This is a genomic window from Maribacter sp. ACAM166 (assembly GCF_005771495.1).
In the GTDB taxonomy this organism is placed as follows: Bacteria; Bacteroidota; Bacteroidia; order Flavobacteriales; family Flavobacteriaceae; genus Maribacter.
This window is the reverse complement of record NZ_VAUW01000006.1, coordinates 144,327-158,997: the sequence shown is the minus strand read 5'-3', so window position 1 is coordinate 158,997 and position 14,671 is coordinate 144,327. Positions and strand designations below refer to the sequence as shown.

The window sequence follows — 14,671 nt, the reverse complement described above, 5'->3', positions numbered from 1 at the left end:
CGACCTAGTGGTCGGTTTTATGCTTTTGCATTATATATGCCGGAATTCAAATCTCCGATTTCAACTTACTTTATCTCGTTAAACTACTATTAAGAAGTCTATACGTTTAGAAATAGCACCAATACAAACTAAATGGTCTGTAAAAAACTAAATATGAAAAATAATTTAAGATAAGAATGTATGCATTAAGTTCAAAAAAGATGAAATAATGCTAAAACCTCAAAAATTCTAAGGTTTTTCTAGTTGACTTCTGCAAAAAAAAAACACCTTGACAAAAACCTAAAACCAACTCCATGAAAATTACTTCTACAAGAATTTATAAATTTTTTATACTCTACTTAATACCAAGTATGTTTATTGTTGGTTGTGTTGAAAAAGATATTTTAGACCTTGATACCAGTAATATTAATGACATTGAAGAACCAATTACTCTAGAAAGTGATCTTGAAATAACCACAATAACTTACAACGAAATTCCAAGTGTTATAGACGATTTATTTTCTAATTTAGGAGAAACCAATAAACAAATAGTTGCCAACAAAATAAACCATAATAATGTAATTATTGATTTAAAGGAAATTAAAAAAACTATAAAGAAGAACACCCCAGGTGAAAGCAGTTATTCTTTTGCACTCTTTGTAGAAGGCGCTTCTATTAATCATATTTATAATTTAATAATAGAGAAAGATAAAAAGGGTAAGTTTAAAAAATACTATGTAGTAGGTTTTGAGATGGAACCAGAAGATATTAATACTTTTTTTATGGCCAACGAAGATTATGGACAATTTAAATCTACCTATCGGTTTTATTCTTTTGATTCCTTTTTTCAAGATAGTAAATTAAAAAGGGTTGGTAAAAGTGGTGATTGCGGTAGTGGAACTACAGGAGGGAGTGGTGACATTCAATATAACGCTCCAGGAACTACACTAACAAACTCCTATAATGGTCATATTATAACTACAACTTTTAGTAATACGACCGTAAGTACAACTTACAATTATAATTCAACAATTGTAAACAACGGAACAGTAAACACGGTTAGCACAGTTGCCACTAGCGGGGTTGTACAGGTAGCCACTAATGGCCCCTCTGCTCCTATATATACGGAAACTGTTTCCGCAGGTACTGCACAGGTGAGTAGTTCCTATAATCCACAAGGTTCTGGTGGAACTCCCTGTACCAATACAACCACAATGCATCCTGATGGAGGTTTTACCATTAAATTATGTGCTGTTCCAGACAATAATCAAAACAAATCTACACTGACAGCCTATGGTAGCGATTGTACAAATGGATCAGGCACTTTTGCCATAAACACAGCGGCAAAGCCTATCAATAAATTAAATTATTATCTTAATGGCACTTTTACATATGGTCAATTCGAATGGTTTTCAGACCCAGACCACTTGGAAAGAGTAGCTATTGCAAAAGAATTGGTTTGGTTTTTGATTGATAATGGGAATACGAGTGAGAATATTGAGTTTGTATTGATGGCAATCGATGCTGTAATGGACGAGGGAAGTGTTGATGTTGATGTTGATGTTGATGATAGGATAATAAATACGATAACCTTTCCTTGCCCCTCAGATGTTGTCGAAGAAGCAAACAAAGCAGATAACCCTATTGCACAAAAGATTATGGACTCTTTTAGAAGCCAAGGCGGGCCAGATTTGATTTATTCAAATACAGACATTCCTCAAGACAATCCAGATGGCCATGTATTAGGACGAACAATACCTACTACGAACAGTCAAGGAAACATAATGAGAATTAACATAGAACTAGACAACGACTTTTTAATTGATGCAACCGACCTCTCCATATTTGCAACTGTAATTCATGAAAATATTCATGCTCTAATGTACTATCAATTATCCAATGCCGGCATAACTATTGATAATCCAGACATAGACTATTCTTATTTAGCGAACGAGTGGTCTAAATATGTTGCACACGTTGAGGCTGGTGTTCCTCAAAATCAAATTTTGACTGATCTTGCTTTACAACAACATCAAATTATGGGCGAACTTGTTTTGGAAAGTGCTCAAATTATTCAAAATTATGGTAACCTAAAAGGGTATAACGTTAGTGATAACACGGCGCAAGCATTAGCTTGGGCTGGTCTTCAAAGTTCTACTGGTTGGACACTTTTGGATGAAATTGTAAAACAGAATTATAAAAACATAATAGATGATGAAAGTACTGGTTTTGAAATTTTGGCAATCGGGTCCCCATGTAATTAGACCCTTTTTAGTTTCTGTCTTTATCATGCTCAATCTTAATTTATCGAGTCAAGATGATACCATAAAAGATGAAGGGTACTATACATTAATTGAAAAAGTAGTTTTAGAGGCCAAAATCATTGGTCCTGACGAACTTGATAAGTTACATAATTTCATAAAAAATGGAAAATTAAAAAAACAAGATAGCATAAAATATGTTCAGAACAAAAAAAATAGCACTCCGATTATATTCAAAATAACAAAAAATTCAGCCTTAAAAAAAGTATTGGAAGAGTCACTTAAATCTAGTTTGAAGAGCTTAAATAAATATTTTACAGATGAAGAAGTTAAGTGTATTATCGATAATATTCCAGAGGAAAAATCACTTCAAAACGAGTTTTCTAAAGAGCTATTTCTTACGGAACCAGATTTGAATAGAAGGTTTGGACACTTTTTCTCTTCTCTTGTTTCAATTAAAGATAATCGATACTTACTGTATCATTTTAACTTAAATAATAATATTTATGGCACGGAAGAGTTAATTGTTGTTGCGAAGATAGATGACGGTTATAAAATTAAATATCGGATCAATTTCAACCGTTGGAATTTTGAATATTGAAATCCAAATTAGACTACTAATATTTAATTACACTTGCATTGACCTAACACCAATCTTAATTTTTTGAAAATATAAAAGACACAGGAATAGTTAATTTGGGCTTTGCATATCCGTAATTATTCCATAGTTATGGAAGCTGAGTTCAACCCATAAGTGCAACACACTTATGGGTTGAACTCAGCAGGAAACTATATACTTAAAATTAGAGTGTGATTTAGGTAAACAAAAGCCTCTAATATTAAGAAAATATGATAATGAATATTTTGAATTCCAGATAATTGGTCAAACAAATGAACTTGTTTCAAATCACGATTTAAATAACTACAATATTGTTTCAAAGGATTCTCTATTGAATTTGTTTTACAGTACTAGCACTAGGTATACAACGTTTGATAAGTTTAATTTTTTTATCATATGTCCAACAAGAAACAACCAGAGTTCCATAATAGCAGTAAAACCCATTTTAGTCTTAGAAGACTAACGAACCATTGAAACCTTAACAAGCTAGAGCTTTGTAAAATGCTAAAATTGGTTTAGTTGCTAATTATAATATATTTAGAATCTTAATAGAAATTCTAAATCGCCTCGAACAATTTTCCAGGCAAAGGCCGTATAACTCCCTTCATTTCCATATTCAGCAACGTTGAAGATGTCTTATAAATTGGAATCTTACAATCGAGTGCAATACTGTCTAGCAACTGCTTACCGTTATTTTGCAAATAGGTATAAATACCTTGTTCAGTTTCATTTAACTCTATAAAAAGTTGCTTTTGAATGTTCTTGTTTTGTTTTTGCGTTACCTCCCAATTCAATAAATAAATTAAATCTGCAGCGGAGGTCATTACATGTGCCTTTTGTTGCTTGATCAAATTATTACAGCCCAAGCTATACTTGTCGGTTGTTCTGCCTGGTACGGCAAAAACATCGCGGTTATAACTATTTGCAATATCGGCAGTCACTAAGCTTCCTCCCTTTTCTGCAGATTCTACGACTATCGTTGCTTCACTAACACCAGCTATGATACGGTTACGTTTAAGAAAATTCTCCCGTTCTGGATTACTAGTGCTCCAGAACTCGGTATAGAATCCTCCGTTTTTCAATACATCTGCTTGATATTTGGCATGAACTTTTGGATACATCTGATTTAATCCGTGTGCCAAGCATCCTATCGTTTGAAGTCCCTGTTTGACTGCTTCCCGTTGAACACAAATATCAACCCCGTAGGCAAAACCACTAACAATAATCGGATTCAACGGAGCTATATCTAAAATGAATTGTTCACAAAATCCCATTCCATAACTGGTAATATTACGAGTACCAACAACACTAATGATTTTTCGTTGCTGTAGACCAATATTTCCCTTCTGAAATATAAGTATAGGCCCGTCAATACAATGCTTAAGATAATTAGGGTATGTCGCATCTTGAAAATAGGTGCATAGAATATCATTCTCTATAGTATACTTGTATTCTGCTTCCGCCGCTTCTAGGTGCTCTTTTTCAAATAAATGAAGTATAGTGTGTGTGCCAATTCCATCAATCTTTAGAAGATTCCGCTGCTTGTCCTCAAAAATTGCGGACGGATTACCACAATGAGTAATTAATTTTTTTGCCAGTATGTCTCCAATATTAGGAACGTGTTGCAATCGAAGAATTGCAATAAGTTCATCAGCAGTGCGTTGTGTCATTTCATGAATTGTTCACAAATAAGAGGAAAAAATATGTTAATAAAAAGTTACGAAAGAGGTTTTTAAGACCCTATATTTTTTTCATATTTGTGCAAGTTATGATACTTGAACATTATATAAGCGATTTATTGTATCGGTACAACTGTATTGTTGTTCCCGGTTTTGGAGCATTCCTCACCCAAAAAACTCCTGCCAGAATCAATCAGGATACAAACACCTTTTGCGCTCCCACTAAATCACTAGCCTTTAACGGACAACTGATTTCTAACGACGGTCTGCTAGTGTCTTATGTCTCAGAATTAGAAAATATTTCATTTGAAACTGCACTTTCTACTATAGAGGAACAGGTTAAAATTTGGGATAAGACTTTAAGGAACGAAGCTGCATTAAACCTGTTGAATATTGGTCTGTTAACTAGAAATGCTGAAGCTAAACTTTTATTTCAACCTGCCTCAGAGCCTAACTATTTAACTTCCTCTTTCGGACTATCAAATTTCAACTCTATTCCTATTACTAGAGAAGTTTTGAAAGAAGAAATAGTTGCGATTGAAGAAAATATACCATTTATTATAAGTCCGGAACGCAGGGAAGTAAAGGGTTTTAGACCTTATTTAAAATATGCTGCTGTTTTATTATTGGCTTTTTCAACTGGCTTGACAGGGTACCGTGTTATACAACAACAACGTACGAATGAACTAGTTGCTAGGCAAGACGCTCAGGAATATGTGACAAAACAAATTCAAGAAGCTACATTTTTCGACCTTACCCCTTTAGAATTACCAACCGTTACCGTTGATGCATCAACTATCATATTACCGGCTATTAATGAAGGAGAAATGCATCATATCGTTGCAGGAGCTTTTAGGGTTAAAGCAAATGCCGATAGAAAAATTGAACAGCTAAAAATTAAAGGTTATAATTCTACTTATTACGGCACTAACGACTATGGACTTCATGTTGTCACTTACGAAAGCCATTCGAATTCAGCAGATGCACTAAAGGCTTTGAAAGAGATTAAACGTACCCAGTCTAAAGATGCCTGGTTACTATCTAAGAAATAAACCTATCCACATTTTATAACCATCCCTCATGACCGTATCTTTGCGGAAAAATTCAATCGATGGAAGCCAAAACACCTGCAGCATCTAGAACAACAATGACCGATATGGTACTCCCTAGTGAGACCAACGCACTTCAAAATTTATTTGGAGGCGAATTGTTAGCCCGTATGGATCGTGCTGCTAGTATAGCTGCCGGTCGACATAGCCGCAGAATCACCGTTACTGCATCAGTGAATCATGTCGCCTTTAATTTGGCAATACCCTTAGGAAGCGTTGTGACAGTTGAAGCTGCAGTATCAAGGGCTTACAACACCTCTATGGAGGTGTATATAGATGTTTGGATAGAAGATCGCTACAATGGTAAACGTACAAAGGCCAATGAGGCTATTTTTACTTTCGTTGCTGTTGATGATACGGGGAAACCAACTGAGGTACCTGAACTTGTACCCGAAACGGAGTTAGAAATAATTCGTTATGAAGGTGCGCTTAGAAGAAAACAGTTGAGTCTAGTACTAGCGGGTAAAATGAAGCCCAATAATGCAACTGAATTAAAGGCATTATTCACGAAAAACTAAAAATCAAAATTATCTGGATCAGGACCTGTTCGTTGTCCATTTTCCAAACTATTCAAGTAGTCGATATCTTCTTGTGATAATTCAAAATCGAATATTTCCGTATTAGTTTTTATACGTTTTGCATGTACCGATTTGGGTATCGCGACGATACCCTTTTGTAAATTGTAACGTATTATAATCTGCGCTACCGATTTACCATATTTTTTCGCCAGGTCGTTACAAATATCCAAACTAAATAGCTTGCCCTGCATAAACGGTGACCACGACTCATACTGAATGGTGTTTTTATTGCAAAAATCAATTAATTCTTGCTGTACCAACTGGGGATGAAATTCCATTTGATTAACCATAGGCACTACGACACAATCTGCTAAGATATCTTCTAAATGATGCTTTAAAAAATTACTTACCCCAATCGCTCTAATCTTCTTTTGACTATATAGATATTCCAAAGCCTTCCAAGTCTCTTTATACTTACCTGTTACCGGCCAATGAATTAAATATAAATCCAAATAGTCTAATCCCAATCGATTTAAGCTTTCTTCAAATGCTTTTAAAGTAGCATCATACCCCTGATCTGCGTTCCACACCTTGCTGGTTACAAAAATATCTTTTCGGTCCACATCACTTTCGCGTATACCTTGCCCAACACCTTCTTCATTCTTATACACCGATGCCGTATCTATATGACGATAGCCTACATTTAATGCTGTTTTTACTGCATCCACAACTTCTTGGTCGTTGTTAGATTGATACGTCCCTAAACCGAGATAAGGCATTTTTACGCCGTTATGCAAAGTAAAACTTCCGTTAATGTCAGTAATCGATATATTTTTGCTCATGTTGTAGCGCTTTTTAAAGACGGTATACCCATTCTTCAGGATTTAACCGTGATGTGTCTTGATATAAATAAAATTTCAAGCGTGTCTGCCCATTGGTCTGATTGGTGAAAACAGTACCTAGCTCGTCTTTACTAGAAACTCTATCACCTTTTTTAACTGTTAAATCCGACAGGTTATAATAGGTGCTGATAAAATTACCATGCTTAATCTGCACCCCTTTATTACCACCAGGCACTGCTAATATAGCAATGACCTCTCCCTCGAAAATAGCACGTGCCTTTGAACCTGCATCGGTTGCGATGATAACGCCATTACTTTGATGCTTTATACCTGGATACACCGGATCACTGTATATGCCGAATCCTTGACTTTTTATTCCCTTCTCAACTGGCCAAATTAATTTTCCTTTATTGGCAGAAAAATTATTCGCTACGATTGTAGCTTCTGGGGTAAGTACAAATTTACTGGTGCTCTTCGTGGTACTGCCAGACTTTTTATTTGATGCGGCAATGGCACTTCTAATCAAGCTTTCAATTTGCTGATCAATTTTTCTGGCTTCCTTCTTTTTCGTATCTATCGCACTGGCATACTTACCTTCATTCTTTCTTATGGTACCTAACAAAGCCTTTTGTGTTTGAATTTCTGAAAATAATTGATTCTTTGCCTTTTTGTTCTGGGACAACAGCACCTCTTTTACTTTACGCTCTTCGTTCAAGTCTGAATTCAATCGTGATAGTTCATCAGTTTTCGCTATTATCTGCGTTCCCTGCTCCTTTCTGTAGTCGGTATATTGCTTCATGTATTGAAGTCTTTTAAAAGCCTGAAAGAAGCTCTCAGAAGACAACAAGAACATCAGCCTATTCTGTTTTGACTTATTCTGATAAGACTTTTGAATCATCTTGGCATACTCCTCTTTGATTTCCTGTAATTCAGACTTCAGTTTACTTATATTCCTAATGTTTGTGTTGATTTGCCTATTCAATAAATTAGATTGTTGATTGGTAACTCGAATCAACTGCTGACGAACCGTAATCTTCGTGTCAAGGGCTTCCATTTGATCTAGTACATTTCCCTTTTCCTTTTTTTCTGCAAAAAGCAAACGGTTGATATCCCTTATTTCAGACTGCAACTGTTCACGTTTTTCCTCCAATGCTTTTTGCTCACTGGTCTGGCCAAAGCACGCCATAGTTGTGACCATCATTAGTAGTAGAACGCTATATCTTAATTTGTACAGCATGAATTTATAGTTCTATTTCTTTAAAACCTTTCGGAATAGTGTACGGAAAGTTAATAGCGCGGTTTAGTTCAATATTCCTGAATTCTAGGGCTATGTTATTCTCATTATTTTTTGTCGTGGTTTTAATTTTTATTTCATTTGGAAGTATTTCATTCTCTAAACGTTGGTAATTCTCATATGATATCTTCAATACTCTATTCTCTAAAGGCTGTGAAAGTTGTTGTACGGCCATTTTATAATTCTTTGGTTCTATTCTGAATAACGTTTTATAAAGTACTCCCTGCAGCTTAGGAACAAGCCTATAGGATTTTTCTGTAATATCAATCGCATACTTTTCCTGTCTTAAATCAATAATCGCTTGTCCAGTCAGCAAATTCTGTAGAATTGAAAAATCAATTTCTGAACCTAATAAATTACTTAAATATGAAAAATCACCATCGAAATATTCGTTTTCAAGCTTGTTATAAAACGAAACTCGATTTGGAGTTATGTAGGCCTTTACAATACCTAAAGGTGCGCTCATCCAAATAGCTTTATCCTTTTCGATTCGTAGACTCACCGATACATTTTGTGAAGATTCCCCATCCGAATAACTTATTCTTACTTTGCCGTTCAAGGTTTTGAAATTAGCCTCGTTTTGGTAATGTGCCTTTATTACAGATTTTGCCGATAATTTTTTATCAACCATTCCACCTGAAATAACCTTAGTGCTTTTACACGAAACACCTAATGCAACAACTATTAGCACTAAACTCTTCATTGTTCTAATCCTACTCAAAAACTTCATCATCTAAAAACCTGGTTTAATTTTACTAAGGTACATATTTGCCTTTGACGTATTATTAATAGCAGTATATGCATTGGCCAATTCTTTATAAATACTATTTTCTAATTCAAGATCATCAATTAGATAATCTAAGGCCGTTTCCAATAGTTCGATGGCATCTTTATATTTTTGGAGCCGGTTTAAGGCAGCCCCATTCGCATAATAAAAATATGGCTGTGTCGGAAAATTTTCTATTGCCTCTTCAGACAACTCAAACAATATGGCAACAGCACCATTGCCATCCAGAAGCTTACTTAAGCTAGTTTTAAATTGTTCTACACTACTTAAATCTTCACTTTGTTCTAATCGTTCGGGAACGGATAGAATTTGTTTATTTGCTTCCTGTTTTGCAATGGAGTCCAAAATTCGCTTTTCCAAAAACGCGTATTCCTTTGGTTCTTTTAATCCTTTTAAAATCTTTAGAGCGGTTTGATAATTACCGTTTAAAAAATAGATTTTAGCCATGTTTCTTCTTAACACTGGGTTACTCCATGGCACATCCTCTATTACATCTTCCAAACCAGTTTTCCTTGCCACAACAACGTCTGATAGTGTTTTCGCATACCAGTAATTCAGAGGTTCCCCATTAACAGCTTCAACTGCATATTCCTGAGCTAACGTAAGTTCCTTTTCTAAAAGGTTGGACTTTGCAAGTTCAAAAGCCACTACCATATTTTCTGGCTGCAACCGTCTACATGTTAAAAAGTAGGTGATAGCTCGGTCATAGTTCTGTATTCCTTTTTGTTTTAATCCCTCAAAAAAATTCTCCTGAAATGCATCTGAATATTCCTCTAAAAAAACTTCGGCACTCTGTTCTATATCAGTTTCTTGTTCTACTTGGGCATAAATAGGTTTCAGTGAAATACATTCCACTATGAAAATCATCAAAAAGAATAATTTCTTCATGTATATTTAAAATTGACCTTGGTAGTGGAAACCCCTACTTGACACCTGTACTTCCAAACCCGCCTTCGCCCCTCGATGTTTCAGATAAAGATTCAACCACATTCCAATCTGCACGCTCATGCTTAGCAAGGACCATTTGAGCAATGCGTTCACCGTCTTCAATGGTAAACGATTCGTTAGACAAGTTTACCAATATAACCCCTACTTCTCCCCTATAATCAGCATCAATCGTGCCAGGGGCATTGAGTACGGTAATCCCTTTTTTCGCCGCCAGACCACTTCTTGGCCTAATCTGTGCCTCTACACCTTTGGGAAGCTCTAAATAGAGTCCCGTCCTTATAATTGCCCTTTCCAAAGGTTGCAAAATAATTGATTCAGTAAGATTAGCTCGTAAATCCATACCAGCAGATGCCCTCGTTTCATAATCTGGCAAACTATGGTTTGATCTATTAATTATTTTTATGTTCATCTCTTTAAAAAAAGTAGTTTAAGATTATCAAATTCAAGTTTATATACCAAGCCCAAGAATAGCAATAACAGAGGTATGCCTACAAAAAGGTTTCTATCAAATATGTAAAATGACAGCATAGAAAACAAGATTGAGACTACTAAATAAAAGCTAATTTTTCTGAAATTATAGGGAATCGGATAATACATCCGTCCAAAATAAAATGAAAGCATCATCATTGTACCGTATGCTGATAGCGTGGCAATAGCGGAAGCCATATATCCAAAATATGGAATAAATGCGAAATTAATTACTATCGTCAATACGGCACCAATCATTGAAATATATGCGCCATAAATGGTCTTGTCGGTTACCTTGTACCAAACCGATAAATTATGATAAATTCCCAAGAAAAAACTGGCCAATACAATTAATGGTACAATAGGCATCGCTTCCCAGTAAGCCTCGTTCAGTACCAAAAATTGTTTTAATATATCTGCGAAAACAACAACCGATAATAAAATTACACTACCTAAAACAACAAAATAATTGGTGATTTGAGCATACGCTTTTTGTGGGTTTTTTGTTTCTGAATGACTAAAGAAAAAAGGTTCAATACCCATGCGAAATGCGGTAGCGAACAACGTCATAAAAAGCGCCAATTTATAACAAGCCGAATACTTACCCATTTCACTCTTTGCAATATCAGAAGGTAATAATTCTGTCAAAAGATAACGGTCAAACACTTCATTAATAGTAAAAGCTATACCAGCGACCATTACAGGCATTGCATACTTCACCATTCGTTTCCATAACTCAACATCAAATTCATATGGCCTGCGTATGTAAACCCTTATCATTAAAAGTAGTGTGATTCCACTTGCAATTAAGTTAGCTATTAAGATATAAGGAATTTCATAGTCAGGTATATATATAGAATTTAAAAACCCTGATGAACCCCCATCGGCAAGTTTAGGCAAAAGCAATAAGAAAAACAGGTTCAACCCTAAATTGAGTAAAACATTCAAAATCTTTACGATGGCATAACGCATTGGCTTTTCGGTAGCCCTCAGCCATGCAAAAGGAATGATAACAAGCGCATCTAAGGCCAAAATTCCCAACACCGAATTCATGAATGGCAGGTCTATATTTAGACTTGATGCTAATCTTTCTTTAAAGAGCAAGCCTACTAGGACCATTAAAAAAGTGGACCCAAAAATAGAAAGCAACGAGGTACTCACAACTTTTTTTCGGTTATCTGCCTCTTTATAAAAACGGAAAAATGCAGTTTCCATGCCATACGCTAGGAAAACATTAAAAATTGCGAACCAAGAAAAAATTAATGTGATTTCACCGTACTTTCCAGGAGCCATCACATCTGTGTAGATAGGCACCAACAGAAATGAAATCATGCGTGGCAAGACAGTTGCCAAGCCATAAATAGCTGTTTGCTTAAATAATTTTTTGAGTGGATTCAAACACCTTAAATTGAAGCTTTAAATGTACCTATTAAAAGCCTGTTTACAAAGTTAGTTTTTGGGGGCACTTTTATACGTTAAAAGCTAGTTTTCCTTTACCCCTGTATTCTTAATATATTTGATTTCCTCATGCTCTACATAACTTAAGACTGCTTCGTCTGGTTTGAATTCAAAATCAATTGTTTCTGAATATTCTTCATTAGAATTTAAAATTTTAGCAACAACATAATAATCTTCTGAAGACGTTAGGGTTGTCTTAACTTGTTTTCCTCGAAAATAGACTTCTTTAACTTCTATCGTGGACGTATCAGAAAACGACATTAGCGTTTTTAATTCCGTTCCCGAACCATTTGTTTCTCGACCGCTAACCCATTCTTGGCATGAAGCCTTTCCTGTCTCAAAAGGTGTTTCACTTTGTAGCTTCTTTTGAGAAGTACAGCTTGTCATACTAATGCACAGCAACACTATTAAGTTTAGAAACTTTCTCATGATATATTTTAATTTGTGATAAAGATAGATAACCAAAGCTAGTGTCAAGACCTTGTAAATCGATTATCGGTTTATTCTGGCTCAACGTCCATACGATTTATCGCTGTATACGCAAAGCCAAAAGCTACTATCAAGAACAAAGCAGCTAAAGTATACGGAGCGCCAGGAAAGTAAATAGTGCCTTCTGGTCGTATAAAGAAGTAAAACACAGGAGAGAAAATTAATTGGCCCAAAATGGCAGTTATACTAACGAGTCCGGTTATGGAGCCTTGTAAAATTCCTTGTTCTTTTTCGGAAACCTGATTGGATATTACCCCTTGCACCGTTGGTCCAGCAATTCCTCCTAAAGCATAGGGTATCAAGAAAGCGTAAAGCATCCACGGTTCTTTAGCAAAAGAAAATAAGAACATGCCCACGGTCCAGAGTAAAAATCCGTAGGTGATTACTTTTCTCTTTCCAAACTTTTTCACCAACACGCCGACCAGAAAACCCTGAACAATGGCAACCAAAAGACCAACTACCATTAGAGATATTCCTATCTGTCTTGGGTTCCAATGATACCGTTCTATTCCATAATATGACCACGTAGAAGGCAAAGCTTGACCAGCTAAGTTTGCTAAAAAGAAAGCAGATATGAGTAATAAAAGTCCTTTGTAATTCCTAAGGGCGACCAAAGACACTCCAGGAATCATTTTCGTAAAATTTATTTTCCTTCGATTTTCAAGGGCTAATGATTCTGGAACAAAGAAATAACCAAACAAGAAATTCGCAAATGTTAATCCTGCTGCAATATAAAACGGTAATCTGATATTGATCTCACCGAAATATCCGCCAATTCCAGGGCCAATAATAAACCCCACTCCAAAGGCAGCACCAATCAAACCAAAGTTTTTAGCTTTATTCTCTTTCGTACTTACATCTGCAATATAGGCGGATGCTACTGTAAAACTCGCCCCAGTGATACCTGCCAAAAACCTCCCTAAAAATAACCACGCTATGGTTGGTGCCCATGCATGTATCATATAGTCGATACTCAAGCCTAAAAGGGCTAACAGCAGTATGGGTCGCCTACCATATCTATCCGATATTTCACCTAATACAGGAGAAAACAAGAATTGCATACCGGCAAAAGCTGTCGTAAGCCACATTCCGTAGATGATAGCCATATGATTTCCTTCCCCTGTCAATTCCATGATTAAATCAGGAATAATAGGAAGTATAATACCAATGCCTATGACATCAACTAGAATGGTTATGAAAATAAAAAGTAAAGCTGTTTTTTTAGATTTCATGATTAAAGCAAAAGTCGGATAAAAAAAGGAATCCCAAAACCTGTTAAAAACAAAACCTCACATAAATGTGAGGTTTCGTTTTTGCCTTGTATTATAATAACCTTTATAACATAAAGATTAAAATCATTTAGTTTTTCAATGCTTCCGCACCACCTACAATTTCCAAAATTTCATTGGTAATCGAAGCCTGTCTTGCTTTGTTATACGTTAGTTTCAATTGATCACGCATCTCAGTCGCATTATCAGTCGCTTTATGCATGGCTGTCATACGCGCTCCATGCTCACTGGCGAAAGAATCTCTAATCCCTTTATACAATTGTGTCTTTAAAGATTTTGGAATTAACTGTTCTATGATTTCAACTTTTGAAGGTTCAAAAGTATAATCTGCACTAGTACTACCCTCTGTTTCCAATGGAACGATAGGTAGAAACTGCTCTGTCATTATAATTTGAGTAGCCGCATTTTTGAATTTGTTATATACAATTTCAATACGGTCATAGTCTCCATTTGTAAAAAGTTCCATTAAACTTTCTGCAATCTCAGCAACATTATCAAAAGTCAAGTCATCGTAAACACCACTATGATTTGCGATAACGTTGAAACGCTTTCCTAAATAATCATTAGCTTTCTTACCAACAGCAACAAAATCTACTTCTTTACCTAAATGTACATTTTCAGCAAGATTTACAGATTGTTTTAAAATGTTAGTGTTGAAAGCACCACAAAGACCTCTATTTGAAGTTATAGAAACAATCAAAACCTTTTTCACTATACGTTCATCCGCATATCTACTACCAGAATCCCCTTCTAAACTAGTACTTAAATTTTGTAGCAATTCAGTTAGCTTATCCGCATAAGGTCTCATAGCCGTAATAGCATCTTGTGCCTTCTTCAATTTGGCAGCAGAAACCATTTTCATAGCACTGGTAATCTGCATCGTTGATGAAACCGATGAAATCCTATTCCGTATTTCCTTTAAATTGGCCAT

General features: G+C 35.5%; 14 protein-coding genes. 4 read left to right on the top strand and 10 right to left on the bottom strand.

All coding sequences use genetic code 11. The annotated features are described in order from the left end of the window. Nucleotides 1-293 precede the first annotated feature (293 nt). Together ES765_RS07030 and ES765_RS07025 are read left to right on the top strand one after the other, a co-directional pair. A complete protein-coding gene (locus ES765_RS07030) occupies nt 294-2,243 on the top strand; it encodes a hypothetical protein (protein ID WP_138112626.1) in 1,950 nt (649 codons plus the stop codon). Further along, nucleotides 2,191-2,841 carry a hypothetical protein gene (locus tag ES765_RS07025; RefSeq protein ID WP_138112624.1) on the top strand — a complete coding sequence of 217 codons (651 nt, stop codon included), beginning with the start codon at nt 2,191-2,193 and terminating at the stop codon, nt 2,839-2,841. Before ES765_RS07030 ends, ES765_RS07025 begins: the two co-directional genes overlap by 53 nt. A gap of 575 nt (nt 2,842-3,416) precedes the next feature. On the opposite strand, the gene dprA is transcribed toward ES765_RS07025, so the two are convergent. Beyond that, complete coding sequence (dprA, locus tag ES765_RS07020; protein WP_138112622.1) at nt 3,417-4,529, bottom strand: DNA-processing protein DprA; 1,113 nt, start codon at nt 4,527-4,529, stop codon at nt 3,417-3,419. A 98-nt stretch (nt 4,530-4,627) separates the two neighbouring features. Between dprA and ES765_RS07015 the strand changes: the two genes are divergently transcribed. Both ES765_RS07015 and ES765_RS07010 read left to right on the top strand, forming a co-directional pair. Further along, the gene (locus tag ES765_RS07015) at nt 4,628-5,590 is read left to right on the top strand and encodes an SPOR domain-containing protein (protein WP_138112620.1); all 963 of its coding nucleotides are present in this window, start codon (nt 4,628-4,630) and stop codon (nt 5,588-5,590) included. Nucleotides 5,591-5,649: 59 nt separating this feature from the next. Then, nucleotides 5,650-6,165 carry an acyl-CoA thioesterase gene (locus ES765_RS07010; protein ID WP_138112618.1) on the top strand — a complete coding sequence of 172 codons (516 nt, stop codon included), beginning with the start codon at nt 5,650-5,652 and terminating at the stop codon, nt 6,163-6,165. On the opposite strand, the gene ES765_RS07005 is transcribed toward ES765_RS07010, so the two are convergent. The 9 genes from ES765_RS07005 to atpG form a co-directional block, all read right to left on the bottom strand. Further along, on the bottom strand, nt 6,162-7,007 hold the full coding sequence (locus ES765_RS07005; protein ID WP_171017252.1) for an aldo/keto reductase: 846 nt from the start codon (nt 7,005-7,007) through the stop codon (nt 6,162-6,164). The genes ES765_RS07010 and ES765_RS07005 overlap by 4 nt on opposite strands. Before the next feature lie 13 nt (nt 7,008-7,020). Continuing rightward, entirely contained in the window at nt 7,021-8,244 is a 1,224-nt protein-coding gene (locus ES765_RS07000; RefSeq protein ID WP_138112616.1) for a murein hydrolase activator EnvC family protein, read from the bottom strand. Between the two features lie 4 nt (nt 8,245-8,248). Beyond that, entirely contained in the window at nt 8,249-9,034 is a 786-nt protein-coding gene (locus tag ES765_RS06995; RefSeq protein WP_249356260.1) for a DUF4292 domain-containing protein, read from the bottom strand. Continuing rightward, nucleotides 9,035-9,976, bottom strand: coding sequence for a tetratricopeptide repeat protein (locus ES765_RS06990; RefSeq protein ID WP_138112614.1), 942 nt, complete (start codon nt 9,974-9,976; stop codon nt 9,035-9,037). It lies immediately after the preceding gene. 34 nt (nt 9,977-10,010) lie between these two features. After that, a complete protein-coding gene (gene dut / locus ES765_RS06985; protein ID WP_138112612.1) occupies nt 10,011-10,445 on the bottom strand; it encodes a dUTP diphosphatase in 435 nt (144 codons plus the stop codon). Next, complete coding sequence (locus ES765_RS06980; RefSeq protein WP_138112610.1) at nt 10,442-11,902, bottom strand: lipopolysaccharide biosynthesis protein; 1,461 nt, start codon at nt 11,900-11,902, stop codon at nt 10,442-10,444. The genes dut and ES765_RS06980 overlap by 4 nt, the downstream gene beginning before the upstream one ends. An 84-nt stretch (nt 11,903-11,986) precedes the next feature. Then, nucleotides 11,987-12,391, bottom strand: coding sequence for a hypothetical protein (locus tag ES765_RS06975; RefSeq protein ID WP_138112608.1), 405 nt, complete (start codon nt 12,389-12,391; stop codon nt 11,987-11,989). Between the two features lie 71 nt (nt 12,392-12,462). Further along, the gene (locus ES765_RS06970; protein WP_138112606.1) at nt 12,463-13,683 is read right to left on the bottom strand and encodes a TCR/Tet family MFS transporter; all 1,221 of its coding nucleotides are present in this window, start codon (nt 13,681-13,683) and stop codon (nt 12,463-12,465) included. A gap of 127 nt (nt 13,684-13,810) precedes the next feature. Then, complete coding sequence (gene atpG, locus ES765_RS06965; RefSeq protein ID WP_138112604.1) at nt 13,811-14,671, bottom strand: ATP synthase F1 subunit gamma; 861 nt, start codon at nt 14,669-14,671, stop codon at nt 13,811-13,813.

Bases quoted from the DNA above. Each gene is read 5' to 3' on its own strand.
- dprA (WP_138112622.1), bottom strand. From the start codon at position 4,529: ATGACACAACGCACTGCTGATGAACTTATTGCAATTCTTCGATTGCAA.
- ES765_RS07000 (WP_138112616.1), bottom strand. From the start codon at position 8,244: ATGCTGTACAAATTAAGATATAGCGTTCTACTACTAATGATGGTCACA.
- atpG (WP_138112604.1), bottom strand. From the start codon at position 14,671: ATGGCCAATTTAAAGGAAATACGGAATAGGATTTCATCGGTTTCATCA.
- ES765_RS06995 (WP_249356260.1), bottom strand. From the start codon at position 9,034: ATGATGAAGTTTTTGAGTAGGATTAGAACAATGAAGAGTTTAGTGCTA.
- ES765_RS07025 (WP_138112624.1), top strand. From the start codon at position 2,191: ATGATGAAAGTACTGGTTTTGAAATTTTGGCAATCGGGTCCCCATGTA.
- ES765_RS07005 (WP_171017252.1), bottom strand. From the start codon at position 7,007: ATGAGCAAAAATATATCGATTACTGACATTAACGGAAGTTTTACTTTG.
- ES765_RS06970 (WP_138112606.1), bottom strand. From the start codon at position 13,683: ATGAAATCTAAAAAAACAGCTTTACTTTTTATTTTCATAACCATTCTA.
- ES765_RS06975 (WP_138112608.1), bottom strand. From the start codon at position 12,391: ATGAGAAAGTTTCTAAACTTAATAGTGTTGCTGTGCATTAGTATGACA.
- dut (WP_138112612.1), bottom strand. From the start codon at position 10,445: ATGAACATAAAAATAATTAATAGATCAAACCATAGTTTGCCAGATTAT.
- ES765_RS06990 (WP_138112614.1), bottom strand. From the start codon at position 9,976: ATGAAGAAATTATTCTTTTTGATGATTTTCATAGTGGAATGTATTTCA.
- ES765_RS07010 (WP_138112618.1), top strand. From the start codon at position 5,650: ATGGAAGCCAAAACACCTGCAGCATCTAGAACAACAATGACCGATATG.
- ES765_RS07015 (WP_138112620.1), top strand. From the start codon at position 4,628: ATGATACTTGAACATTATATAAGCGATTTATTGTATCGGTACAACTGT.
- ES765_RS07030 (WP_138112626.1), top strand. From the start codon at position 294: ATGAAAATTACTTCTACAAGAATTTATAAATTTTTTATACTCTACTTA.